Source organism: Oribacterium sp. KHPX15, assembly GCF_900107835.1.
In the GTDB taxonomy this organism is placed as follows: Bacteria; Bacillota; Clostridia; order Lachnospirales; family Lachnospiraceae; genus Oribacterium.
Window position 1 is genome coordinate 1 of sequence record NZ_FNRG01000019.1, and the last position, 26,105, is coordinate 26,105.

19 protein-coding genes and 1 pseudogene are annotated in these 26,105 nt (G+C 43.7%); 7 read left to right on the forward strand and 13 right to left on the reverse strand.

Translation table 11 applies throughout. From position 1 onward, the window contains the following. The 9 genes and pseudogenes from BLV86_RS18110 to BLV86_RS11515 all read right to left on the reverse strand — a co-directional run. Window positions 1-199 (reverse strand): annotated as a pseudogene (locus BLV86_RS18110) (IS4 family transposase); the annotation flags it as partial. Window positions 200-282: 83 nt separating this feature from the next. After that, window positions 283-1,842, reverse strand: coding sequence for a bifunctional metallophosphatase/5'-nucleotidase (locus BLV86_RS11480; RefSeq protein ID WP_090817427.1), 1,560 nt, complete (start codon window positions 1,840-1,842; stop codon window positions 283-285). Window positions 1,843-1,923: 81 nt separating this feature from the next. Beyond that, window positions 1,924-3,429, reverse strand: coding sequence for a bifunctional metallophosphatase/5'-nucleotidase (locus BLV86_RS11485; RefSeq protein ID WP_090817430.1), 1,506 nt, complete (start codon window positions 3,427-3,429; stop codon window positions 1,924-1,926). Between the two features lie 196 nt (window positions 3,430-3,625). After that, entirely contained in the window at window positions 3,626-5,041 is a 1,416-nt protein-coding gene (locus tag BLV86_RS11490; RefSeq protein WP_090817433.1) for a glycoside hydrolase family 32 protein, read from the reverse strand. Window positions 5,042-5,056: 15 nt separating this feature from the next. After that, entirely contained in the window at window positions 5,057-6,043 is a 987-nt protein-coding gene (locus tag BLV86_RS11495; RefSeq protein ID WP_090817436.1) for a LacI family DNA-binding transcriptional regulator, read from the reverse strand. Between the two features lie 190 nt (window positions 6,044-6,233). Next, window positions 6,234-7,079 (reverse strand): carbohydrate ABC transporter permease, encoded by an 846-nt coding sequence (locus tag BLV86_RS11500; protein WP_090817439.1) that lies wholly within the window; start codon window positions 7,077-7,079, stop codon window positions 6,234-6,236. 10 nt (window positions 7,080-7,089) lie between these two features. After that, complete coding sequence (locus BLV86_RS11505) at window positions 7,090-7,962, reverse strand: carbohydrate ABC transporter permease (RefSeq protein WP_044915808.1); 873 nt, start codon at window positions 7,960-7,962, stop codon at window positions 7,090-7,092. Between the two features lie 91 nt (window positions 7,963-8,053). Further along, window positions 8,054-9,382, reverse strand: coding sequence for a sugar ABC transporter substrate-binding protein (locus BLV86_RS11510; protein WP_031547708.1), 1,329 nt, complete (start codon window positions 9,380-9,382; stop codon window positions 8,054-8,056). Window positions 9,383-9,660: 278 nt separating this feature from the next. Then, entirely contained in the window at window positions 9,661-12,237 is a 2,577-nt protein-coding gene (locus BLV86_RS11515) for a PEP/pyruvate-binding domain-containing protein (protein WP_090817442.1), read from the reverse strand. A 337-nt stretch (window positions 12,238-12,574) separates the two neighbouring features. Between BLV86_RS11515 and BLV86_RS11520 the strand changes: the two genes are divergently transcribed. Continuing rightward, a complete protein-coding gene (locus tag BLV86_RS11520) occupies window positions 12,575-13,720 on the forward strand; it encodes a GGDEF domain-containing protein (protein WP_090817444.1) in 1,146 nt (381 codons plus the stop codon). A 98-nt stretch (window positions 13,721-13,818) separates the two neighbouring features. Here the strand turns inward: BLV86_RS11520 and BLV86_RS11525 are convergent, their stop codons facing one another. Both BLV86_RS11525 and BLV86_RS11530 read right to left on the reverse strand, forming a co-directional pair. Next, window positions 13,819-14,742 (reverse strand): alpha/beta hydrolase, encoded by a 924-nt coding sequence (locus tag BLV86_RS11525; RefSeq protein WP_044915734.1) that lies wholly within the window; start codon window positions 14,740-14,742, stop codon window positions 13,819-13,821. 36 nt (window positions 14,743-14,778) lie between these two features. Continuing rightward, window positions 14,779-16,068 (reverse strand): SLC13 family permease, encoded by a 1,290-nt coding sequence (locus tag BLV86_RS11530; protein ID WP_031547716.1) that lies wholly within the window; start codon window positions 16,066-16,068, stop codon window positions 14,779-14,781. Window positions 16,069-16,332: 264 nt separating this feature from the next. Between BLV86_RS11530 and BLV86_RS11535 the strand changes: the two genes are divergently transcribed. The 6 genes from BLV86_RS11535 to BLV86_RS11560 all read left to right on the forward strand — a co-directional run bounded on the left by BLV86_RS11535 (window position 16,333) and on the right by BLV86_RS11560 (window position 23,588). After that, window positions 16,333-17,238 (forward strand): LysR family transcriptional regulator, encoded by a 906-nt coding sequence (locus tag BLV86_RS11535; RefSeq protein ID WP_031547718.1) that lies wholly within the window; start codon window positions 16,333-16,335, stop codon window positions 17,236-17,238. 118 nt (window positions 17,239-17,356) lie between these two features. Next, on the forward strand, window positions 17,357-18,220 hold the full coding sequence (locus tag BLV86_RS11540) for a TrmH family RNA methyltransferase (RefSeq protein WP_044915736.1): 864 nt from the start codon (window positions 17,357-17,359) through the stop codon (window positions 18,218-18,220). 277 nt (window positions 18,221-18,497) lie between these two features. Continuing rightward, window positions 18,498-19,871 carry a TrkH family potassium uptake protein gene (locus BLV86_RS11545; RefSeq protein WP_442950763.1) on the forward strand — a complete coding sequence of 458 codons (1,374 nt, stop codon included), beginning with the start codon at window positions 18,498-18,500 and terminating at the stop codon, window positions 19,869-19,871. A 159-nt stretch (window positions 19,872-20,030) separates the two neighbouring features. After that, on the forward strand, window positions 20,031-20,678 hold the full coding sequence (locus BLV86_RS11550) for a potassium channel family protein (RefSeq protein ID WP_090817447.1): 648 nt from the start codon (window positions 20,031-20,033) through the stop codon (window positions 20,676-20,678). Between the two features lie 98 nt (window positions 20,679-20,776). Then, on the forward strand, window positions 20,777-22,789 hold the full coding sequence (locus tag BLV86_RS11555) for an ATP-binding protein (RefSeq protein ID WP_090817450.1): 2,013 nt from the start codon (window positions 20,777-20,779) through the stop codon (window positions 22,787-22,789). A gap of 103 nt (window positions 22,790-22,892) precedes the next feature. Continuing rightward, window positions 22,893-23,588: a response regulator gene (locus BLV86_RS11560; protein ID WP_090817453.1), complete on the forward strand. Its 696-nt coding sequence runs from the start codon at window positions 22,893-22,895 to the stop codon at window positions 23,586-23,588. Window positions 23,589-23,620: 32 nt separating this feature from the next. Here the strand turns inward: BLV86_RS11560 and nagA are convergent, their stop codons facing one another. Continuing rightward, the gene (gene nagA / locus BLV86_RS11565) at window positions 23,621-24,781 is read right to left on the reverse strand and encodes an N-acetylglucosamine-6-phosphate deacetylase (RefSeq protein ID WP_090817456.1); all 1,161 of its coding nucleotides are present in this window, start codon (window positions 24,779-24,781) and stop codon (window positions 23,621-23,623) included. Further along, the gene (locus BLV86_RS11570; RefSeq protein WP_090817459.1) at window positions 24,778-26,088 is read right to left on the reverse strand and encodes a CapA family protein; all 1,311 of its coding nucleotides are present in this window, start codon (window positions 26,086-26,088) and stop codon (window positions 24,778-24,780) included. Before BLV86_RS11570 ends, nagA begins: the two co-directional genes overlap by 4 nt. Between the last annotated feature and the right edge of the window lie 17 nt (window positions 26,089-26,105).

Genomic DNA, 26,105 nt, shown 5'->3' on the forward strand with positions numbered 1-26,105 from the left:
TCTTCATCTGCATGTACATGCTGCTTCTTGAAAAAACATTTACAAACTTATACCGAAAGATATTTATTACAGGGATTCCCTTTTGCTTTTCGGCATTGCATTTACGGAGTAAGTTACCTACCTTAAAGGTTGAAATAAAATCCGAAACTGAGCAATTAATTTCTTCCTCTGAGTGCTGTCCTTGTGGTAAGATATGCATATGGCGTAAGTCCTTTCTTGGTAAATGTTTTGTGGTAAATTCATTATACCTTATTTGAAAGCGACCTATGCCTTTTTATTTGTCTAAAGTATAGAGTTTTCAAGGTGCATCACACCTTTTGGGTGTGGGAAGTTTGAGTCACTTACCTGTTCAGCGGCTCCGGTGGTGGTGCCGTCATTTAAATGTATTATCAGTCTTCCGGTGCCTTTTGCATTCTGGTGCTGACCTTTTTGCAGGTACTCTTCAAGTATCTTTGCACTTCCGGTTGCAACCTCTCTGGAAGCATGATTCTTCTCAAGATCTTCTATACTTAAATCAAAGCCGTCAAGAGTGTTTCTGAAATGGAATTCCTCAAGTCCCACAGTAAAGATCCGTTCCTCATCTATAGGCTCACCTTCAAAATTGAATTTAAGGAATGAGTGGGTCTTCTGGTCGTACTCGACTTCAAGCCCTCTTGAAAGCTGATAAAACTCGGTATGTTCTCCCTCAAGGGCCTCGTCTCTCAGCATCCTTAGAAGTCCATACTTCAGCTGCTTTCCGGTCCAGTAGGTAGCATGGATTGGCTTGTTGTATGGATAATTCTCATCAAAATCACCCTTGGTAACAACAGGTCCCAATTCCTCGGTACGGATGGATCCGGAACCCAGAAGGAAGATATCAAGTCCCAGGGCATCCTTCAAAATATCCGAATAAAGATCCCCAAGCTCCGTCTCCTGAATTCTCGATGGATGGGTAAGTTTCTTTACAAACTTTGTAAGGATACGTCCATATTTTTCATCCGTTGCATTCTTGTAATTAAGTATCAGTCCTTCGATATCCGGATCTCTCGGGCAGGTTTTTTCATTGATGGGGATTGGCCTCCATGTGAAGCTGTCAATCTTGTTTTCATCGGTATCAACCAGGATGTCAAAGCGTCCGATTTGATCAGTACCTGTTCCGGCCTGAACGATAGGAATTCCATTGACCATAGCCGGTTCCTTAAGGAAAGTATGAGAATGACCGCCTATTATAACGTCTACACCCCATGCCGGATCCAGCATCTCTGCAAGTTTTTTGTCCTCCTCGAAACCTATATGAGTCAGCAGAACTGTAAAGTCAATGTCTATGGCATTGTAAGAATCACAGATTTTTCCGATTTCCTCTGCCGCATCCTCAAGGGTGATAAAAGTACCGATGAGCTGATCCGACTTACACTGCATGAGGGCAACCTCAGTAAGTATTCCGATGAACAGAATCTTCATACCGCCAACTTCCAGTACCTTGCACGGCTCAAAGAGTCTCGCATGATTAGTCTTGATATGAAGGTTTGCATTAATGATGGGAAATTCTGCACATTTTTCCAGAAAAAGAAGGTGTGCAACTCCGTAGTCTACCTCATGATTTCCCAGGGTTACTACATCAGGGGAAAGCATATTCATGATCTGTATGGTTGACAAACCGTGATACTCCGAGTCAATGACTGAACCTCTGAACATGTCTCCTGCGATGCAGTAGAGAACATTCTCCTCCTCGTTTCGTACCTTGCTGATATATCCTGACAGCATGGAAACTCCTCCAACCAGGTTCTCGTCCACTTGCTCTGCGAGGAAATCTCCATGCATGTCGTTTGAATGCAATAATGTTAATTTCTTCAAATTCTTCATAAATTCCCTTCCTTACTCAGAACATCAGCCCACAAATTATTATATGGGCTGATGACATATCTCTCATTTACTTCGTTTTCTTTATCTTCCCTTTTCAATCAATGCCTGTTTTGCTTCCTCTGTTAAATGAATGTTAAGTCTTCCCTCAACCTTTGCATCCTGGTGCTGACCCATCTGAAGGATCTCCTCTATAACCTGGGCACAGGAAGTTGCGATAGAACGATGTCTGTGATTTTCATCAATCTCCGAAATCTCCAGGTCGAAGGAGTCCTTAAGGTTATTGAAGTGATATTCCTGTAAACCTATGGTGAATATCTGATCATCCTCAACAGGTTTTCCCTCATAGTCAAACTTTAAGAATGAGTGAGTCACCATATCGTACTCTATGGAAAGATCCCTTGAAACCTGATAAAACTCTGTGTGCTCACCAAAGAATGCTTCGTCTCTCAGCATTCGCATGATACCATGCTTAAGCTGTTTTCCGGTCCAGTAGGTAAGTATCACCTGGTCATCATAAGGGAAGGTTTCCATCAGGTCTCCCTTAGTTACAACAGGTCCAAGCTTTTTAGTACGTATAGAACCGGATCCGATAAGGAAAAGGTCTACACCAAGAGATGACTGAAGTATATCTGCAAAAAGGTTTCCTACTTCTGTTTCCATATAACGGGACGGGTTGGTAAGCTCTCTTGTTAACTTTGTCAGTACACGACCATATTTAGCGTCAGTCTGATCCTTATAGTTTTTTATGAAAACCTCCAGGGCTTCATCTCTCGGACAATTATCAGAATTAATGGCAACTGGCTTCCATGTGAAGCTGTCTATCTTATTTTCATCAGTATCAACCATGATATCAAAACGTCCGATCTGGTCTGTTCCTGTGCCCGCCTGAACTATAGGTATTCCGTTAACCACGGCAGGCTCATCCAAAAAAGTATGGGAATGTCCGCCTATGATAACATCTACACCCCATGTGGGATCCAGAATCTCTGCCAGCTTCTTGTCTTCCTCAAATCCTATATGAGTCAGCAGCACAGTAAAGTCTACATCCAGGGCATTGTAAGTATTGCAGATCCTTCCAACCTCCTGAGCCGCTTCTTCTACGGTTATGAAGGTACCGATGAGACCATCTTTCTTACAATCGTTTAATACCGCCTCTGTAAGTATACCTATAAAGAGCACCTTCATGCCTCCCACTTCGATCACCTTGCAGGGATCAAAAAGCCTGGTGTTATTGGTCTTGACATGAAGATTTGCATTTATAATAGGGAACTCTGCGCATTTTTCAAGAAATAAGAGATGGGCAATTCCGTAATCAACCTCATGATTTCCGAGGGTTACTATGTCAGGAGCCAGCATATTCATGATCTGTATGGTGGACAGTCCCAGATACTCCGAATCTATGATGGAACCTCTGAACATATCTCCGGAAATACAGTAGAGAACATTTTCCTCTTCCTGACGAACCTTACTGACGTAGCCTGACAGCATGGAAACTCCGCCAACCAGATTCTCATCCACATGCTCAGCAAGAAAATCACCATGCATGTCGTTTGAATGCAATAATGTCAATTTCTTCAAATTACTCATAAAACCTCCTGTTTCCCTTAAGCTTCAAGACCGGCCGATCGGTCTGATAACCCTTTTTACCTTACTGATTCTTCCATTTTTTCGCTCATAATAATTAAATTATACCATTAGTATACGTGGAACGAATCTTAAAAAAGAATTATTTTCCTTGAAATTTAAAAAAAGCAATGGTTTTCACCATCGCCTTTTTTAAGCATTAACTGATTGTATTGAGTTTAACATCAACTTTTCCGTCGGAACTGAAAACTATACCATTAGCATCCTGTGGAGTTTCATAGAGGGTGCCGCTTAAAACATGCTCTCCGTCGTTGATGAAGATTTCGAAGGAGTAACGGTCCAGGAGGAGACGGAGCTTGAAATCATCATAAGTTCCTATCTTCACTTTGCGATAATCGCAGATTGCGGCGGAACGTCCGCTGCTGCTGCGATCAAGGATCAGGTATCCTGATTTTTTGTCGTAGGAGAGGCTTACGTTGATATCATCTTTTACAACGAATTTCATTTCGAAATATGATGCATCTTTTGCTCCTGCTGTCATATCCACACATCTTCCGGAGATGCCTTCGATCACTGTATTATCAGGTGCGGTAACCGATCTTTCAACAGTACCTGTATACAGGGTCTCTATCTCCCTTATGGGCTGCTGGAAGATGTGTCCGTTTTTCACGGTCATCTCTCTCGGGAAGCTCATCTGACCGAACCACTTTTGTGATTCAGGGATGCAGTTTCCGGAATCGGGAGTCTGCATCCAGCCGATGACTATTCTTCTTCCGTCAGCTGTCTCCATGCTTTGTGGCGCATAGTAATCGAGACCGACATCAAGAGGCTGTGCTTTTTCGGAATCTCCTACGAAAGCCATGACACAGTTTCCGTTTCTGTAGCAGTCCTCTGTCTTTTTCATGTTCATGACAGAGATAGAAAGGACTTTTTCCCCATCAAGGGTGAAATAGTCCGGGCACTCCCACATTCTTCCCCAGCTTCCGTCATTGGCCTTAATCGTATCCTTATATCTCCAATGAAGGATGTCTTCGGATTCATATCTAAGAACTGCACCCAGTCCGTTTTTCAGTCTTGCGGCAATGACACAATAATACTTTCCATCTTCAAACCAGATTTTAGGATCTCTGAAATCTGCCTTATATGCTCCCTCAGGCATATCCTTGTGCTTCAGTATCGGATTAGCTTCGTACTTTTCGTAATTTTCACCGTCACCGAAAGCAAGGCACTGTGTTTCTTCCCGGAAAAGCTCTTCGCCTTTTCCATGCTCGTTGTGAGCTGTATAGATCAGAAGATGCCGTCCGTCCTTATCCGTGATGGCACTGCCTGAGAAGCAGCCTGTTTCATAATCCGTATCCGGCGCAAGAGCCGCTTTCTCATAATCCCAGTGAATAAGATCTTTGGAAGTCCAATGACCCCAATGCATGCTGTCCCAACTTGTGCTGTAGGGATTGTATTGATAGAAAAGATGATACTTTCCTTTGTAATATGAAAACCCGTTGGGGTCATTTAACCATCCGACCTTTGCAGTCAGGTGGTAAACAGGCCGCTCCTCAGGGCTTATTTCCCGACTGTGTCTCTCTTCATAATCACGTGCTTTATCTAATGTATCCAAGGTGTTTGATTCCTTTCATGATGTAGTCATTCCCTTTATAAGTTTTACCTTGTGGGTAATGCGGTATTTTTCCGGTTTCTTTCCGTTGATTATATCCAGAAGAAGCTCAACTCCTGAACACGCAAGCTCCTTTATGGGCTGAGCAACAACCGTTACGGTAGGATATGCAGAATAAACTATAGAGGTACCGTCATAAGCCACAAATTTTATATCCTGCGGTATTTTATAACCTTTAAGCTGTGCTATTTTCATGTAGCTGAGAACCGCAGAGTCCGTTGAAAAAAATCCGTCGACATCAGGATATTTCCTAATGCATTCCTCGATAACACTCTCACAATGCTTCAGGTTAAAGTCATTCCAGTTTACATATTCATTGATACATTCAGAACCGCCCTCTTTTACAGTTTTCTCAAATTCCTCATGACGGTCAAAGAAGGTGAAATGCTCCGGCATTTCCCTGTTACGAAACTGAAGTATCTTCCGGCATCCCGCATTCAAAAGCTCCTGTGCAGCCAGCTCTCCGCCCCTTTTGTGATCCACTGTTATCACCGGGATCTCCCCATCAACTTCTATGGTATCGAAGGACACTATAGGATTATGGGTTTTTATATAGTTCTCAATATTCAGCGAATGGGTTGCTGTAAGTATGCCGTCCACCATATTGCGGCTCAGCATATCGAGATACGCCTGTTCATTGGATCTCTCTTCGCTGGTGTTACAGATCATTGCCTTGTAGCCATGCTCCCTGAGACATTTCTCAATCTCTGAAGTCAATTCCGCAAAATAGGGATATGCCACATCGGGAACTATTATGGCTATGATATTTGTTCTGTTCTGTATAAGGTTTCGGGCAATCTCATTAGGGGTATAATTCAGATCTTCAATCGCTTTTTCGACTTTCTTTCGGGTTTCCTCCGAAACATAGCCGTTTTTATTTAATACACGGGAAACGGTTCCGATGCCGACTCCCGCTTTTTTTGCAACATCCTGTATTCCTGCCATTAAACTGACTCCATAAAACATTTCATAAAACAAAGTGGTTGTCATGAACTGCATCAATTACATCCGGGATATAATAAACATATATTCCGACACTCTGTTTTCTTTAACAATCCACACTTCCGGGACGATAAATCGTCCTTTCGTGCTTCATGACAATTATATCAGATTATAACGTATGACCTTCCTTTAATCATCCCTTAATTCCGGTTCCGGCGATACCTTCAACATAATACTTCTGCATGAAAATGTATATTAAAAGCATGGGTAATGATGCAAGTGTCAATGCTGCCATGATGGCTCCGTAATGAATAGGCTGTGTTCCGAAGAAGGCCTGTACAGCAAGCTGAACGGTTCTTTTTGCTTCACCGGTTGTGATAAGGAAAGGCCACATGAAGTCATTCCATCTTGCTACAAAATCAAGGATAAAAACCGTTGCAAAAACAGTTTTCGCCAGAGGCATCACAATCTGGAAATATGTTCTGATGTGTCCGCATCCATCTATTGCCGCAGCTTCTATAAGGGCATCCGGGATATCCAGAAAATATGAGTAAAACATATAGATTGAGAAGCAGTTTATCATAAAGGGAAGAGCCAGACCTGCCATGGTATTGACCCATCCCAAATGTGCCATTTCGATGTATAAAGGCAGAAGTATCGCTTCCACGGGCATAGACATTAGCGCAATCACCAGGGTGAGCAAAAGTCCCCGTCCCTTGAATTTTAATTTTGCAAGGGCATAGCCGCACATGGAACCGAAGAAAAGGTCTCCCAGAAGCACGATGAATATATATCCGAAGGTATTTCCGAGTATCTGAGGAATGTTCAGTCTGCTGAAAACTTCGGCGTAATTTCCCAAGGTGAAATGAAGCGGAATAAAAGTAGTTATGGAGTTGATGTTCGCGAATATTTCAATCTCAGGTTTAAAGGATGCTGCTATCATCCACAAAAGTGGTGATACAAATATTAAACCTACCAGGGCATTACCGGCATAAAACATAAAACGTGCCAGCATTCTGTTGTTCTTTTGACTTTTCATCTTTAACTCCTTACTTGGTTCTTGTCAGCTTTTTAACCACCAGTGACAGAATTACAACTATGAAAAAGAATATAGCTGCAATGCAGCAGGCATAGCCGAAATTACCCTTCTGAAAGCCTTGTTCGTAAATGTAGTAAACCATAGTCTTGGTCTTGTTCTGAGGACCACCCTTTGTCATGATGTATGGCTGAGTGAAGAGCTTCATAGCCTGGATTATGGTTATCATGAGAACGTATTTGATGGTGTTCTTAAGTCCAGGAAGAGTCACGTAAAGGAACTGATCCACGGGATTTGCCCCGTCAACTGAGGCTGCTTCATACTGCTCCGATGGGATGGCATTGAGTCCCGCAAGGAAGATCATCATCTGATATCCTGCACCCTGCCAGGCTGACATGAAGACGATGGAGTTCATTGCTATTTTCGGATTATTTAAGAAATCAAACGGTCCCAGACCTATGCGGGAAAGTGCGGCATTTATAAGACCGGTATTGGCATTGGAGTTGTAAAGAATAACCCAAAGGATGGCAATGACTACCATTGATGTAACCTGAGGGCTGAAATACATGGTTCTGAATATGGCAACACCCTTCATCTTTGAACGTACCAGCAAAGCTAATACCAGAGCCAGTGTACACTGGAAAGGAACAACCAGAATAGAGAAATAAACGGTATTTTTAAGGGCTATATAAAAATTCTCATCTGTAAGCAGCTTTAAGTAATTATTTATCCCGTTGAAGGTTTTTGCATCAGGACGCATTACCTGATATTTAAAAAAGGAAAAGTAAATTGTCCCCATGATGGGAATGATCAAAAAAGCCGTAAGCATAATGATTACCGGAGCAGACATTGTGATACCGGCAATAGAGGATTTATTCGTTTTCATACCAATCTCTCTCTTTAATTTCTTTTGTCCGGTTTTACGCAGAAGGCTTTCTGATGAAAGCCTTCCGCAAGGAGAAAAAGAGTGTTTATCATTAGTTTCCGTAATAGGTTTCATAGTCTTCCTCGAAATCTGCAGCAACCGTATCAAGTTCAGACTTTGCATCTGTTCCTGAGAATACGTTAAGGATTGCTGTTGCGAATCCCTGTGAAAGTACTGAGTAGGAAGGAGTACTTGGACGGGCAACACCTGTGTTCTGAAGCTGCCAGAGGAACAATGCTCTTACACCGTTGTCCCAGCCTTCCATCTTCTCATAGGAAGAAGTTCTTGAAGCAGGCTTTGCGATGGCTGATGCATAATCTGCTACATTTTCAGTGTTAAAGAACCATTTGAGAACTTCCATTGCTGCCTCGGGATTTTTGCAGTCCTTTGTAACTGCTGCTGTCCAGTCGCCGGTTGGTGAAGCTGCCTTATGGTCATCGGATACAGGATAGTAGGAAACACCCCAGTTAAGATCTGACTTTTCGAGATCAGCTATATTCCATGAACCTCCGAGCATTGTAGCTGCTTTTCCGTTTAAGAACTCATCCTTAACGGGGTCAATATTAGCTATACCTTCCTTTATAAATTTGTTGAGATAATTCATGGTCTCAACCATTGCTTCGCTGTTTACATAACCCTCAGCCTTTGAACCGTCATCACTTACGAAGGAAGCCCCGTTCTCGAGGAAGAATGGCTCCAGTGCATAAATCAGACCTTCGCCCTTGTCCATGATAATGTTTGTTCCAACGTAGTCAGAAGTTGTAAGCTTCTTTGCATTCTCGTAGAACTCTGTCCAGGTCCAGGCTTCTTCAATGTTGCTGTCTGAAGGATACGGGATTCCGGCAGCATCCAGATAATCTTTGTTGTAGTAGAGCGCAACCGACGACTCTGTCGGTCCTATAGCATACATATGGTTATCGTAAGTATTCTGCTGAACGGAACTCGGCATAAAATCCTTCTTATCCTCATCAGTATAGACCTCATCAATAGGTATTATGGTCTGGTTAGCGGCATAATAAGAAACTGTCGGTCCGTCTACGAAAAGGATATCCGGAAGATCATTTGAAGTAGTTGCTGTTGTGATCTTGTTCTCATATGCATAGGAATCGGCTCTGTCGATGGCCTCTCTTGATACCTGGATTTCAGGATGCTCGCTGTTCCACTGAGCCATTTTTTCTGTCCACCAGTTCTCAACTCCCACTTCATCAGTAGGACTCCAGATCTTGATCTGTATTGCGTCCGAAGAAGAACCTCCGGAAGTTGATGGTGACTGGCTTGCTGCGGTGCCATCAGGTGTCGATGACGAACCGCAGGCAGCTAAAGATGCAGTCATTGATACAGCCAAAATTGCAGACATAAGTCTTCTCTTCATGTTTTTTATCCTCCGTTTTTCTCATAATTAAATGATTCCTTTTTTGTTTGTGGAAAGGTTTCCATGTATTTCCAAAAAATAATGTGGAAACCTTTCCACTTCTCTTGAATGCATATTACCGCTTTAGCTTTCTCTCGTCAATAGGAAAGTGTAATTCTATAACATTGTGACAAATATAAGGGAAGAAATTAGGCAAAATGCTCCATACTTAGTAGTCGAACATTTTGATAACGGAAAACCACCGGGGACGGTTCTCGACGTCGAGAACCGTCCCCGGTGGTTTTCGTTCAGACATAACAGGTTATGAGCAAATGTTCCCCGGCGACATCATTGTAAACTTTACAGCTGCCTTCCGGCATTTCATATACATGGACTATGTCCCAAAGCTTTTCGTTTTCCTCAAATTCCCTCACCAAGTCCTTATTCTTTGAGAGTTTCTCCGGAACAAAATGCAGAGTCTTTTCATTCTGGAATACGGCGGTGTAAAGTATCTCGGCTTCCACCAGATCCTGGAAGATATGACTTCCGTATGAAAGCTCAGGATTGTAGCCTGCTTTTGATTCCTCTGTTTCGCATATTATCTCATAGGCACTTATATCGGAAAATGCCGTGGGAACTCCGAGTTCTGGAGAGGATGTACCCACTCTTCCCGGAACTATCAGCATCATATGCTTATTCTGATCCCGGTAATTCCAGTTGATCTTTCTTATCAGCTTAGCCACAAGATGCTTTTCGCTGTAGGGCATGGTGTAATATTTAACCGGGTCGACGTAGACTATCAGATCAAGTTCGGTTGCCTTACACATGCCCATGGAAGAACCTTTGCTTTCAAGCAGGATGTTCTCCTCCGGAATGCCCGGCGGGATTATGGTTCCTGCTTCACTCTTCTGTACCTGGAGTGGTCTGCATTGAAGAAGGTCAATGGAATACTCCCCGCTTTCAGAAATATTGATGGTGAATTCCGTATCCACAGGATAATCATATTCCTCCTGAATACTGCTAAGCATCCGCTTCATCTGTGACATCAGAGTTTCGTTTGCTACAAGTCCTTTACAAGAAATAAATTCTACATCCCGGTCTTTTCCTATCTCCCTAAGTCTTCGTTCCGCGTCATAATCATGCTCCAAAAGAATCTTATGAAGATACTTCGGGATATCCGGCAGAATATCATAGAGAGTAAGCTTTTTTAATGCTTTCTCCGACATGTCGATGACTTCGGCCTTACCCTGTGAGAATTTATGCTTGTCTGCCGATGATGAATAGTTGGACTTTTCCGGCATATCCAGATTCACGATCCTTGGATAGGAGCCTTCTGTCCTGTCCACTGCTGAGGTTCCCAGACCCATAACAAGCCTGAGCATTCCGGCTGAGGGATCCGAATCCTTCATTACACGATAAGGGCTGAAGGAATAGCCCACACCTGCTGCACAGGGCATATAGAAGGATCCGTAATATGATCCCGATACCCTCTGAATAAGAAGTGCCATCTGTTCATCCCTTTTGTCAAGTCCGCGGCGCTTACGGTAATCAAGTGCCGAAAGCCTCATGGAGCTTGCGTACACCACCTTTATGGCATGTTCGAATTCATCCAGGCGCTCTTCAAGACTGCCTCTGTTCACACAAAATACCGATTCATACTTCCCGGCGAAGGCATTACCAAATCCATCCTCCAGGATACTGCTGGACCTGATAATGTAGGGATCCTGACCGTAGTACTCGATGATACGGACAAATTTTTCCCGCATAACTTCGGCAAAGCTTCCGTTCAATATCTTGTCCGCAAATTCCGGAGCAAGCTCGAAGTACCCTTCTTCCGTACGCTGATTCACTCTCAGATCCCAGAGATTATTGTCCACTATGTAGGTATAGTACACATCCGATCCCACATAGAAGGAATCATGCGGTTCCAGGACATCACTTATATCCGGTTCCTTGTTTTTTATAATGGCTCTGGCCAGCAGCATTCCACAGGCTTTTCCACCGATCATACCGGTACCGATCATGTGATCTCTTACTGCAAAATAATCATCAGGAGAAAAATGCTTTTTGACCATAAGTCGCATTTTTTCATCGCGAGTCATCATGATATTGCACATCCTTGAGCAATCCTCTGTAACATCCGATCCGCTTTCTTTTTTCAGCTTAACAAGATTAAAAAATCTGTCCCAGGAATCTGAATACTGTTCTTCTGCAGAACGCTGAGCCTGCCCCAGGGCATGATAAAACCTGCTGGATTTCACTCCGTCAAGTATAGGCCTGAATTCGCTTGTGGCCGGGTCATAGGTGTGAGGCAGAAACATTGTCTCCGAATTCCTGTTCCAGACCTTTTCGGGACGGACATATATGTTTTTACTGTCCGAATAAACATCAAAGAAAAGCTGGGTGGTATCGAGGATCTTGTTGATGGCCTGAACTGAGTGCTTTCCTCTTATTATGGGAAAAAATGCCACCGTATCCAGGATAAAGAGGAAGGGACAGGTTACCCTAAAAAAATTGCCCATCATAAGATCCGTTGCCCAGGCAGCCTGAAGTTCGGAAAGACAGTCAAAGACATAGAAGGCATCCTTTCCTTCCTGCTTTATGTAATTATGTATGTCCACTGTGAAGGTTTCAAATCTGTGGGAAAGGGGCACCGTTATGGTTTTTATCTCCGGTCTGTCTTCCAGGAGTGGCTCGTGACTCGCAAATCTGAAATAAATAATGTTACGCCTGTCCTCTATCGCCTGTTTTATAAAAGGCTCCATAAACAGTTTGAACTGGGATAATTCAGAAACCCGCCATACCACATTATCGCCCATACGAATATTATCAAGTGCCTGATCCATCTCCTGGATTCCGCTTTTTACTCTGTCAAAAGAAGCCATGGTTTCTCCTTTCGTATATACAAAAAGACGCCTCATCCCGACAGGATGAAACGTCTTTGTTTCCTCTGCTTATTTATATATCCATCTTAACATTTTGCATAAGCTGACGCAACGATGTCTTCCTTTGTAAGATCAGACAGTACCCAGAATGATCAAGGTATATGTACAATCCCATATATGGATGTGAAGATCATCGTCATAATGGATGGTCTTGTAAAGCAGTTTATTCTTTTTTCACAGAATACAAAACTCTGATATAATAGTAATGATATTTTTAAACGTACAATTTTATATAAGCAAACCTAAAAATCGTTAATACTTTGCCGGGTAAGATATAATGATGAACGAATATGCAATTCTATATTTGGAAATAAACATCTTTTCACTGGTGCTCATTGGAATCATTCTTTTAAAGACCAGGGGACTTTCACAAATGGTGGCACAGAGTAATTTTGCCATGTCCATAATTGCCGAAATGGTATTCTTTGTTTCGGATACTCTGTTTGTGCTGGTAAATGAAGGGGTCCTTCCGGGTGGTAAACCAGTGATGATGGCATGCAAGGAGGTTTATTTTCTTGCAACTGCGGCTATGTGCTTTTTCTGGTTTATTTATTTCGAATATCTCAGGGAAACGAGGTTTGTAAAAAGAAGAAGATACGTCTTATATTCTACCTCAATACTTTGGCTGATGGTGATTGCACTCCTGGCAAATCTTTTTAACCATTCCCTATTCTATATAGATGAAAGCGGAGTATATCGCAGAGGACCTTTCTTTATCCTCACATACATACTCTCTTATTCCTACGTCCTGATAGCTTTCATCAGAGTCATGATAAACCTGAAAAGAGACACAGAAGCAACCAATAAAGATTTGCTTATTAGGCTGGCATTTTTTCCGTTATTTCCGGGAATATCAGGTGTACTACAGTTTATATACCCAAGACTACCGATTGCATGTGCGACAATATCAATCACTACACTATATTTATATCTCACATGGGTTGACCAGTTAATATCTCTTGATCCCCTGACAGGGCTCAATAACCGTAAGCAGCTTACGCACACGTTTAATAACCTTTCAAAGAGCCATGAAGACCAAGATAAGATCAGACTTTATCTCATAGATGTCAATCACTTCAAGCAGATCAACGATACTTATGGACATTTACAAGGTGATAATGCACTTAAGATCATTGCAGAAGCACTAAAGGCTGCCTGTAAAGGGGCAAACAGGGGAACTGTCATTGCAAGATACGGCGGAGATGAATTTGTTATTCTTGTCTCAGAAAATAACAACGATGAAACTATAGATCTTAAGGAGAGAATAAAGGAAAAGCTCAAAGAGTTCTCTAAAAAAAAGAGTGTGCCCTTTGAGCTTACCGTCAGCGTCGGATCTGCATGTTCAGACAATGGTGACAGCCTGAAGGATCTGATATTAAAAGCTGATAAAGCCATGTACATGGAAAAGAAGAAATATCACTGACCACTTCACTGTTGCATACAAAAACAGGGAGGATTCTTTCAGACGAGAATCCTCCCTGCTTAAATGTCATTTCTTTTAACGGAAGATCAATATCTTGTTTAATACTTCCAGTGTTTAGGATGTTTTACTTCTTCTACCATATCGAAATATAGCTTTTCGGCTTCTCCGAAGATACCCACACGACGTGTAAGGAAACCGTGTCTTGTGCCGAGAAGACGCTTGCATGTCACAGATACTCCTGCCTGAATAAGCATTGCCGCAAACTTCTCTCCCTCAGGTCCCAGACTGTCGGTTCCTCCGGTGCAGACAAGGAACGGGTTAAGACCTACAAGCAGTTCCTGCTTGGCATATACAGGTGAAACCCTCCAGTTAGTTCTGTCTTCTCCACCGGCATACCATTCATTATAAAGAAGACCTCTCTTCTGAAGTTCGATGGATTCCGGAGTTGCATCAGGTCCCAGCTTTGATACAGGATCTGCAGCAAGGTCAAGCGGGGGATACGCCAGACAGGTGCGGCAGATCTTGAAATCAGGATTTTCTCCCTTTAACTCTTTTTCATGATTCATAAGAGTAATAACGGTTGCCATGTTCGCTCCTGCGCTGGCACCGCTCAGGATGATACGTTCAGGATCAATGTCAAACTCCTCAGCATGCTCGTATACATACTTCACTACAGCATAACCTTCATTAACAGCATAAGGATATGCCTTCTCAGGAGCCGGTTTGTAATCCACGTCTATAAGCAGACATTTTGTGTTGTAAGCAACAACATGTGAATAGTTCACGTCCTGACCGCGGTAAGGTTTTACAAAACCACCTCCGTGAAGTCTTATGAGAACAGGTCCTTTGGACTCCATGCCCTCGGGTTCATAAATATAAACCTTTACAGCCTCTTCACCTTCACGGGGAATCATTTTTTCATAGGTTCTTTTCAAAGGAAACTCTTTAATAAGTTCCCGGTCCGGTTCAAGACCATGAGCTCCTTCTCTTAATTTGCTTAATGCATCGTTATTCTCACTCATTAGTTTCTCTCCTCTGTTAATGCTTTTATCTGATCATCAGATAACAGGGAACACTGTCATTGTCCATAATACCGAAATAACACATCCCAAAGCTGCAAATAATGCACCATGTTTTATCATATACGGAATGTCATATCCGCCGAGTCCCATGATATAAGGTGTAGCTGAAGTTGACATCGGTGTCATAAATGCTGTAAGGCAGGCTGCCTGAATAAGGATCATAAGTCCTACCGGATTTCCTCCCATGGCCGCACAGGTTGCGATGGCTATTGGGTGGAATATAAGCATTGTTCCTCTGTTTGACATAAACTGTGTAAGAATAAACGGAAGTACAAAGAAAATAAATCCTAAAAGGTAATTGCTGTTTCCGAGGCTGGCTACAAATCCTGAGATAATGCTTCCGATGAACTCACCTGCGCCTGTGGCTGAAAGTGCTCCGGCGATTGCATTGGAACCAACGATAAGAAAAAGGATTCCAAGTGGAAGTGACTTTCCGGCTTCCTTAGGATTAAGTACATTTGTAAGTATCATGAGAAGTGCGCCGATAACTGTTATTGCCCAGCTGTCGAGACCAAGCTGATCACTGAACATAAGAGCAAGCGCATCACCGAAGAAAATTAAAATCGATGCGTACTCCTGGAACTTTGTGAGTGTTGACTCTCCCATCTTCTTAAGCGCCATATCCTGAACCTCTACAGGTGACTCTGAAGGAAGACCCTTGATACAGAAGATACCGAAATAAACGATGGAAAGAATGAGCATGGGAAGTCTTGCCTTCATAGGATCTGCAAGGCTAACCATAAAGTCAGTATAGCCATAAGACTCAAGGTAACCGTTAAGCTCAGCTGCAACTGTCGCTCCGGCACCAACGGGAAGAATACAGCAGGTTGAGATAATTGCTATACCTACAGGGAAAAGTACCTTTGTTGTAGGAACTCCCATTTCGGTTGCTGTTGCCATAAGCATCGGTGCAACGATTGAAAATACTACAACCGGGCTCTGAATGAACTGGGAAAGGATAACTCCGATCACAACATAACCAAGTACCATTTTGGTTATGCTTCCCTTGGAAAGATTTGAAATACTCTTTGCAAGATTGATGCAGAACTGGGTTTTATTAAAACCGGCAGCTACAACACACATGCCTCCAACCATGATAACATTGGAATTGGCGAAGTAACTAAGTGCTTTTTTTGCCTCAAGGCATCCTGTCAGGGTCATAAGCATCATTGATGTTAATGCTATGACCGCAAGGCTGTACTTACCACTGCAATAGCCTATGATGGTGAGTACGAAAATAATGAAACAGATCGTTAACAGACTCATAAGGTCCCTCCTTCTTGATGTCAGTCAGATATGATGCGTTTTTCATCTGTACTGACTGCGCGCGTCCGGATTTCTTAAAAATCCTGTCGCATGCATTGCTTTTTTATCATCTGTCGCATACTATATATGAACAAAGAATATTACACAAACGCATATATTTCATGTATACATTCCAAAATGGAATATTTAATCATAAGAGGGAATGTGCCTGTATTTTTTACTGCAGGTTACGCCCCCGACTGAAATGCGACAATGGAGAGTCTTATGAACGTCCGTGACTATGAATACGTAATTAAGATAGCTGAAAATCAGAGCATAACAAAGGCTGCTGCCGCATTATATATAACGCAGTCAGCATTAACCAAATATCTTCAACGAATAGAGGACGAGATCGGTCTTCCTCTTTTCCTTCGTTCAGGTCACAAATTTCTTCTGACAGATGCCGGAAGAGAATATGTGGAAACCGGAAGAGTTATTCTGAAACTTGATCAGGATCTCATGCACAAATTAAACCAGGACGCTGATCTTCGCCAGAAGGAAGTACGGTTTGGGTTCGGAATGGGACGTGAACATTTTCTGTACACAAAAGTATTTCCAAGGTTCTTGAAAGAACATCCCGGGATAACCTTGAAAAATCATGCTGATTCAAGTCGTCACCTTAAAATGTATCTTGAGAACGGACTTCTGGATCTTGCACTCGTCACAAATCTGGATCCTGCTCCGGGATTTAAGTATATACCTGTAAAATCATGCTACCTCTCACTTTTGGTCCCGACGGATTCTTCTCTTATAAATAAAGCAGAAAATATCGAAGGATACCCTTTCCCGGTTGTTTCCCTTTCGGACTGTGCAGAAGAAACCTTTGTTTCTACAGATACGACAACCCATTCAGGTTCTTTCTCCGATAAATTATTGAATCAGTATTTACCCGAAGCCTATATTTCAATGGAGGTCAGTGACATACGCAGTCTTTTCAATGCAGTACGTGTTGGATTTGGCATTGCCATTACATTATCCTACGACTTCGTTGGGAAGGATTTATGCTATCTTTCCATAAAAGAGGCACAGCCAATAGAGGAAAACATCCAGCTGGTTTATCGTTCTGATCTGGCCATGTCCAAATCCATGAAAGACCTCATAGATATTATTCTGGAAGCCGTGAAGGAATAACAGATGAATCATATCAGCTGCTTAAATAAAATACTTCAAAGCCAAAGGACTGATAGTGTGAAAATACTTTTCATTACTATTTATGTCACCTGCAAAATACGAAGGAATGGAGATTATTATGAACTTGAAATATATCACAATTACCGGTCTTGATAATGAAAATCTCGCAATTTTTTCTCAATATAACGAGGGACAATTGCTCCACTACAATGAACCGGATCTAGGGATTTTCATCGCCGAAAGTCCCAAAGTCATCTTCCGGGCTCTGGATGCCGGATATGAACCGATTTCTCTGCTTGTTGAAGGGAAAACCCTTGAGGGAAAAGAGACTTCCGAACTCATGGAAAAGCTCAGAGCATTGACTGCTGATAATTCAGATGAGCTCCCCGTATATATCGGCGAAATGAATCTTCTTTCTCAGATTACCGGCTTCAAACTTACCCGCGGAGTCCTCTGTGCTATGAAGAGACGGGTACTTCCGGATGTAACGGAACTCTGCAAGGATATGCGCCGCATAGCGATACTGGAAAATGTTGTCAATCCGACTAATGTCGGGGCTATCTTCAGATCTGCTGCCGCGCTGAATGTCGATGCCGTATTGCTTACTTCCGGCTGCAGCGATCCCTTGTACAGGCGTGCCGCCAGAGTCAGCATGGGAACCGTATTTCAGATTCCCTGGACCTATATACCTTCCGATAAAGGGAACCCCGGTGACTGGCCGGATGCCGGAATGAATCTTCTTAAAGAACTTGGATTCAAGACTGCCGCTATGGCTCTTGTGGACCGGTCCGTAAACATTAACTATCCTCCACTGCTTGAAGAGCCAAAGCTCGCCATCATTTTCGGAAACGAGGGCGATGGTCTGATGGAAGAAACCCTTAAATCCAGTGACTATGTCATCAAAATCCCAATGTCCCACGGTGTGGATTCCCTTAATGTCGCAGCATCAAGTGCAGTGATCTTCTGGCAGCTGACACTTTAAAATCCTTATACAAAACTTATACCCGGCTCGTACATATTTACACATAACTTATACGAAAAATGAGACTATATAAGTGTAGAAAAGACTCGCATAGTTACAAGAAGGTGATCTCATGTACGGGGACAACTGGTTACATAAAATAGAGAAAGATTCATATAGAGCTTATGCCAATTATCCCGAAACGGGAGTAAACGGGACGTATTTTAACAGATATCGTACAAAAGAGGCTTACATCTTTGGTGCAGCCGGGCAATACACATCAGACTTCTCATCAGGCATGGCTCCGGTTTCTATCCGGGAAAGAATCCTTGGATTTATACGGCAAAAGCTTCACTTTACATCATTCCAGCTTATTCTTTACGGATTTATGCTGGTGATCCTTATGGGCGCACTGTTTCTCATGCTTCCTTTCGCATCTTACGGTGCTTCCAACGGGATACATATCTCATTTTTGGACGCTCTTTTCACTGCTACTTCGGCCACCTGTGTTACCGGTCTTGTGGTTACCGACACTGTGAGAACCTGGACTCCTTTTGGACAGTTCATACTAATATCTCTCATCCAGGTGGGCGGCATGGGTGTAGTTACCGTCGCCATAGCACTCTTTGTTATGTCAGGAAAAAAGATCGGTCTCCGTCAGCGTAGCCTGATGCAGGAATCCATATCAGCACCATGCATCGGAGGCATCGTCAAGATGACCGGTTTCATCATAAAAGGCATGATATTGTTCGAGTTTATCGGCACCCTGCTTTTAGCACCCGTAATGATCAGGGATTTCGGCATCGTAAAAGGTATTTGGTATGCCTTATTCCACTCCATTTCCGCATTCTGCAACGCAGGTTTCGATCTCATGGGACGTGAGATACCTTACTCTTCCTTAACTGCCTATGCAGCGGATCCTCTCGTAAATTTCACCATCATGTCTCTCATCATAATCGGAGGCATAGGTTTCTTCACATGGCAGGATATATATAAACATAAGCTCAATGTAAAGATGTATTCCATGCAGACAAAAGCCATTCTTAAGCTGACACTGTTTCTGATACTTATGCCTGCAGTCATCTTCTTTTTCACTGAATATAAGTCACTTCCTCTTGGAGAGCGTGTTCTTACCTCCCTTTTCCAAAGCGTGACACCCAGAACCGCAGGCTTCAACACTACGGATTACAGCACTTTTTCAGACGGAAACATTCTCCTCACCATCATGCTGATGCTTACGGGCGGTGCTTCCGGATCAACTGCCGGAGGCTTCAAGATCACAACCTTTGGAGTTATTTTGGCCGCTGCCCATGCAACCTTTTTCCGATATGATGACGTGGTTCTTTCCGGAAGACGGATTCCCCACAAAACCATCAGGATGGCTTCAGCCATACTTATGATGTACCTGATCCTCTTCCTGAGCGGAGCAGTCCTTATCTCAGCATTTGATGAGCTTCCACTTCGTGAATGCCTCTTTGAAACCGCCTCTGCAATCGGCACAGTAGGTCTCACTATGGGCATAACCACTAAGCTCTCATCTATTTCGAAAATCATCATCATAGTGTTAATGTTTCTGGGTCGGGTTGGTGGCCTCACGGTTATTTTCGCCGCTACCAGAGACAATTCCACAGGCGGCGGACGCGTGCCTGAAGGAAACATTACGATAGGATAATAAACGGGAAGACGGGTAGCGCGCCCTTGCTTCTCATCCGCACCCCCATTCCGGCAAAGCCGGGTTCAAAATGGGAATGTGCATTACCGGGTCTGTGCTCCATGCAGCGTCTGTTTGGAGCACAGACATTTTAAGTTTTAAGCCAAGGAGGTAGTAAAAATGAAGTCTGTTCTTGTTATAGGTCTCGGAAGATTCGGCCGGCATATATGTATGGATCTCACCCAATTGAAGCATGAGGTTATGGCAGTGGATAAAAATGAAGACTGTGTAAATGCAGTTCTTCCCTTTGTTACAAGTGGTATAATAGGAGACAGCACAAGGGAGGAGTTTTTAAGATCTCTCGGCATCTCCAATTACGATTTATGCATAGTCGCAATCGGTGATGATTTTCAAAGCTCCCTGGAGACCACATGCCTTCTGAAGGAGCTGGGAGCAAAGGAGGTTGTTTCCAGAGCTTCAAGAGATGTGCATGCCAAATTCCTCCTCAGAAACGGAGCTGACCACGTAGTCTATCCCGAAAAACAGCTTGCCGACTGGACTGCCATACGTTACAGTTCCGACATGATCTCTGATTATTTCGAGCTTAATGAAGACTACTCTTTGTTTGAACTGAAAATCCCTGACGCCTGGGTAGGTATGTCTATCGGAAAGCTTGACATAAGAAAAAAATATAAGATCAATATTTTAGGCTTCAAACACGGAAATGAATTCAATCTTGAAACCACACCGGATATGGTTTTTAAATCCGGTGAGACCATGCTGGTAGTGGGAAGAAATCAGGATATACAAAAATGCTTCCATCTGTGACAGGCCTAAGAACATCCAGAACGGTTTTATTGCCGCATCCAATGACCTCTGCGTGTATCGAAAAGACCGGCATTCAGGATTGTTGAGAAAAGTAAATCATGTATCAGGACATCACTAATCATCCAACCGAAGCAGAAACCTTGATACCCCGCCACGTACTGGTGTGCTTATCCTCAAGCCCCAGTAATGAACGGGTTATTCGCATTGCAGCAAATCTTGCCAGAGCCGAACGGGCAGATTTTACAGCAATTTTTGTTGAGACACCGGGTTTTGCCGCTCTTCCCGAAAAGAGTAAAGTAACCCTTCAGCGTAATAAATCTCTTGCCGTATCCCTGGGAGCCAAGGAAGTGGATGTGACGGGCACCGACATAGCTTATCAGATTTCAGATTTCGCCCGTTTCAATAATGTTACCGCCATCGTAATAGGAAAACCGGCTAACGACCAGCATAAGGTTTTTTTCGGAAAGACCATCGTTGAAAAGCTTGTGGATGAGATCCCCGATATGGAGATTCACATCATTCCGGACAACAGAGCGATTCATAAAAGCTTCCGGGATGAGCAGGATTCGGGATATAAGCATTCACTTATGGAGCTTGGGAAATGTCTCCTTGCCCTGACCATAGCCACCGTCATCGGACTCATTTTTACGCATCTTGGCATTTCGGTTGCAAATATCATAACCTTATACATATTGACCACCATGGTACTTGCAACCTTTGTCACAAGCCTCGCCTATAGTCTCCTGTCCTCTTTTCTCGGTGTGCTGGTTTTCAATTTCTTTTTCACTGCACCGAAATATACATTGCTTGCCTATGACTCAAGCTATACCATCACCTTCATTATAATGTTTTTGTCGTCCTTCCTCGCCGGCTCCCTGGCATCGAGGCTCCGTAAAACTTCGAAACAGTATGAAGACACCGCATACAGAACCAGGCTCCTTCTGGATATGAGCCAGCTTCTGGACAAAGCGGAGGAAGAAAAAGAAATCCTCAGGATTGCAGCAGAACAGATAATCAAACTTCTGGATTCTGACGTGGTGGTTTATCCCGTAGAAAAGAATAACGGTATTCCCGCGCTTGGTTCCTGCCGTATCTACCACACAAAGGACAATACCTCAGATACCGTATACAACAGTGTTTTTGAAAAATCTGTTGCCGAATACGTCATGAATCAGAACCATGCCGCAGGTTTCGGTACAAAGGAGTTCGCAGAGTCCAAATGCACCTATTTTGCAGCAAGGGTAAATAAAAATGTTTACGCAGTCGTGGGAATAGCGGGTGAGGATCGTAAAAGTGATATTTTTTCGGATAATGTCCTTTTTTCCATTCTCGGCGAATGTGCCCTGGCACTTGAAAACAATGCCAACCGCCGGGAGAAGGAAGCCGCAAAGCTGAAGGCAGAAAACGAGCAGCTTCAGGCCAACCTTTTGAGATCCCTGTCACATGATCTCAGAACTCCCCTCACTTCTATTTCGGGGAATGCCAGCAACCTTATGTCCGGAAGCATTAACGATGAAAATGTAAAAAAACAGCTTTATACAGATATATATGATGATGCTGAGTGGCTTAAGGAGCTTGTGGAAAACCTGCTTTCCATAACACGTATCAACAACGGAATTAACCGCAGCATCACGGCCAACAGATCAACAGAGTTGCTTGAGGACCTCATCAACGAAGCTCTGAGGCACATTGACAGAAAGCAGTCGGAGCACAGTATAGTGTTTATCCCTGCGGATACAACGGTTCTTGTGAATGTGGATATACATCTCATAGAGCAGGTAGTTACAAATCTCGTTAATAATGCTATAAAATATACTCCGGTGGGATCTGAAATAACAGTACGTCTCACCGCAACAGAAAACACCGCCTCGGTTTCCGTAGCAGATAACGGTCCGGGAATACCGGATTCCGATAAAGCCCGCATTTTCGAGATGTTCTATACCGGTCAGAAAACCGTTGCGGATTCCAGCCGCAGCCTGGGACTCGGTCTTTATCTCTGCAAAATGATAGTAGAATATCATGAGGGGCACATTTCTGTTTCAGACAATAAACCGACGGGTTCTGTATTTACGTTCACTCTGCCCATGGCAGATCTGGAGATGGAATACTGAGGGTTTATCCGGAATAATAATTACTTGCCAATATATTCTTCAGCGTAATCTTTTGTGAAGCTTTGCATGGTTGGCATACATCGTTTGAATTAAGGGGGAAATCTTGAATCAGTTTACTATTTTGGCAGTTGAGGATGATGCACCTGTAAGAAACCTCATTACCACCACTTTAAAAGCTCATAACTATAATTATCTGACTGCAGAGAATGGGCAGTCTGCCATACTGCAGGTAACTTCCCACAATCCGGAGGTTATGCTTCTTGACCTGGGTCTTCCGGATATGGACGGCGTAGACCTCATCAAAAAGATACGTACCTGGAGCGAGATGCCTATCATCGTTGTCAGTGCCCGGCAGGATGAGGCAGACAAGATAAGTGCCCTGGACGCCGGGGCCGACGACTACCTGACCAAGCCTTTTTCTGTTGATGAACTCCTTGCCCGTATCCGTGTGGTTCAAAGGAGGCTGCAGAAACAGTCCGACATCTCCGGCAGCAGCAGTATCTTCATAAACGGGGGACTTAAGATAGATTATGTCTCAAACACCATCGAGGTTGACGGTGTCGAAAAGATGCTTACTCCCATAGAATTTAAGCTGCTAAACATTCTCGCAAAAAATGTCGGAAAGGTCGTTACACACAGCTATCTCACCACTGAGATCTGGGGCAACAACTGGAGCAGCAGTATGGCTTCCCTCCGCGTGTCCATGGGAAATCTCAGGAAAAAAATAGAAAAAAATACAACCGACCCGGTCTATATCCAGACTCATGTGGGAATCGGATACAGGATGAATCAGTTGTAAAGTGTTAGTTGGAAAAAGGGTCAGTACGAAGTTTAATTTCCATCCTTTAATACAAATCTCTGTGAAAGATCTTCGTTCCAAAATACGATATCCGCTTGTCTCCCGGATTTGATAAATCCTTTCCTGTCATCTATACCAAGCTCCTTTGCAGGAGTTACGGTTGCGCAATATATGGCATCTTCCAACGGAATTCCCATCTCCTTCACCATTATCCTGACACAATCAGGGAGCGGTGTTACGGATCCCGCAATTGCGCCGTCTCTCATCATCCGGGCATGTTTGCCTTCCACCTTTAACTGAAGGCCACCCAGTAAATAGGTGCCATCTCCCATTCCGGTTGCTCTAAGGCTGTCGGAAATCAAGATGATCCTGTCCCTTCCAAACATTTTGAAAGTTGAACGGATAACCGAAGGGTGTATGTGAATGCCATCGCATATAAGCTCAGCATTAACATCTTTACAGTCAAAGGCTGCGCCGATTACTCCGGGGTTTCTGTGGGTCATTTCCGGCATGGCATTGTACATATGGACAAGGTGTTTTGCACCGGCTTTCATGGCTTTAAGAGCGGTATCATAGTCGGCATTTGTGTGGGCAATGGCTACATTAACCTCACTCCTGACAGTCTCTATAAACTCCATCGGATCCTTCATCTCCGGCGCGAGCCCGATGAATTTCACTATACCTCTGCCGGCCTTTTGAAATCTCCTGAAAAGTTCTGCATCGCAGGGCAGGATATTCGCTTCATTCTGAGCACCCTTTTTTTCGATGCTGATAAAAGGCCCCTCCATATTTATACCGCAAAGCTCCGCCTCTCCTGTGTGCTTTTCAGGATGTCGGAGCTGATCATCACGAAAATCCGCAGCGTTACTCAGTATCTGTTCCAATGTTGCCACCGGTTCTGTCATGGTTGCGGGGCAGATGGAGGTTACTCCGATTGAAGCTTCATATCTCGCCATGGTCTGAAGAGCTTCTATTGTGGCATCACCTGCATCACAATTCATGGCACCGTGAAAGTGAAGGTCTGTCATACCCGGGAAACAATATGCGCCCTCACAGTCGAGGTTTTCACCGGATACGGTTGGCGACACATCATCTCCGAAATAAACATTGGCAATGATATCATCGCGGACTTCTATGGCACCCGGACGGAATACACCATTCTCCGTAAAAACTCTCAGATTTTTATATATCAAGAATTTGCCTCCGATTCCTGCTCTTCTACTCTTGGCAGTCCGGTAACACCGGTCCACAGGTTCCACAGCCTCGCGGTAGTAAGAGGTCCGTCATTATAGTTCGCGTGATTCTTTGCTGCGAGCCAGTCGTTATAGTCCTTCAGAAGAAATACCCTCACGTCCATTCCGGAAAAATGTGTGACTGTAGGGATGAAATCCCAGGAACTTATCCTGGTACCGTTATCATCTTTTTCGATGGTCACATCAGCAAGACCGCCGAGGATTCTCGGAACTTTGGACTGCGCCGAAATCAGATTTCCGCAGGACCAGAAAACCAGGCCCGTGTTTCCTGCAGCAGTGGTAACGTACCCTGCCGGTTCCACTACATGAGGATGCGCACAGATGACAAGGTCCGCGCCGGCATCAATGAGGGAGTGCACATAAGACTGCTGGAAGGCCGTTGGCTGGTGTACGTATTCTTCCCCGATATGCAGGAAACAAACTGTCATGTCCGCTTCATTCTCTGCAATCCTTACATCATTCAGGAACTTTTCCTTCTGTCCCAACAGGTTCACCATATAGTACATGGAATTGGGTACGCTAAAGCCATTCAGCCCATAGGTGTAATTGAACATCGCAAGACGTATGCCATTCTTCTCCACGTAATCAATAGTATTGAAAGCCTCAGGCGAGTCATGAATTCCCAAAAGCTTGATTTCCGGATGGAATGTCTTCCAGTAATTCAACGTATCATTCACTCCGCGAACACCCTTATCCCAGGTGTGGTTTGTGGCAGAAAGAACAATGTCAAATCCGGTATCCACCAGTGCCTCCCCCATGATCTGCGGGGTTCCGAAGGTGGGGTAATCACTGATCAGTGAATTGTCGGAGATGAATATGGTCTCCTGGTTGATCACAGCCAGATCCCGGGACTGTATGGTATCGAGAATCGGTGTGTACAGGGAATGAAAATCATGGATCCCAAGCTCAGGATGCCAGGCCTTGTCCACGATGGTTTTGTGGATCAGGTTATCTCCTGCGGCGATCAGTGTCAGTTTTCCTTCTGACTTGGCTGTCTCTGTACCGGCAGATCCCGACACTGTCGCACCGGAACCACCCGGAGTCCCAGCAGACTCCATACCGGTTCCCGAGTCATTTGTTTCCGGCTCCCATCCATGCCCCACTACCCTGGAACCTGAAGAGGATGCAGCCATACTACTGACATTGATTGAAAGAAATGCAAGAGATAAAAGAAGCACCACACTTACATTGATCCAGCCCCCTTTCATCTTTGTATAGTACGCAGAGCCTTTTCTTTTTTTTATCATCAATTCAACTCCCTTCA

Coding starts and splice junctions, on each gene's coding strand:
- BLV86_RS11480 (WP_090817427.1), bottom strand. CDS start 1,842: ATGAAGAATTTGAAGAAATTAACATTATTGCATTCAAACGACATGCAT.
- BLV86_RS11485 (WP_090817430.1), bottom strand. CDS start 3,429: ATGAGTAATTTGAAGAAATTGACATTATTGCATTCAAACGACATGCAT.
- BLV86_RS11495 (WP_090817436.1), bottom strand. CDS start 6,043: ATGGCAGGAATACAGGATGTTGCAAAAAAAGCGGGAGTCGGCATCGGA.
- BLV86_RS11500 (WP_090817439.1), bottom strand. CDS start 7,079: ATGAAAAGTCAAAAGAACAACAGAATGCTGGCACGTTTTATGTTTTAT.
- BLV86_RS11505 (WP_044915808.1), bottom strand. CDS start 7,962: ATGAAAACGAATAAATCCTCTATTGCCGGTATCACAATGTCTGCTCCG.
- BLV86_RS11515 (WP_090817442.1), bottom strand. CDS start 12,237: ATGGCTTCTTTTGACAGAGTAAAAAGCGGAATCCAGGAGATGGATCAG.
- BLV86_RS11520 (WP_090817444.1), top strand. CDS start 12,575: ATGATGAACGAATATGCAATTCTATATTTGGAAATAAACATCTTTTCA.
- BLV86_RS11525 (WP_044915734.1), bottom strand. CDS start 14,742: ATGAGTGAGAATAACGATGCATTAAGCAAATTAAGAGAAGGAGCTCAT.
- BLV86_RS11530 (WP_031547716.1), bottom strand. CDS start 16,068: ATGAGTCTGTTAACGATCTGTTTCATTATTTTCGTACTCACCATCATA.
- BLV86_RS11535 (WP_031547718.1), top strand. CDS start 16,333: ATGAACGTCCGTGACTATGAATACGTAATTAAGATAGCTGAAAATCAG.
- BLV86_RS11540 (WP_044915736.1), top strand. CDS start 17,357: ATGAACTTGAAATATATCACAATTACCGGTCTTGATAATGAAAATCTC.
- BLV86_RS11545 (WP_442950763.1), top strand. CDS start 18,498: ATGGCTCCGGTTTCTATCCGGGAAAGAATCCTTGGATTTATACGGCAA.
- BLV86_RS11550 (WP_090817447.1), top strand. CDS start 20,031: ATGAAGTCTGTTCTTGTTATAGGTCTCGGAAGATTCGGCCGGCATATA.
- BLV86_RS11555 (WP_090817450.1), top strand. CDS start 20,777: ATGTATCAGGACATCACTAATCATCCAACCGAAGCAGAAACCTTGATA.
- BLV86_RS11570 (WP_090817459.1), bottom strand. CDS start 26,088: ATGATAAAAAAAAGAAAAGGCTCTGCGTACTATACAAAGATGAAAGGG.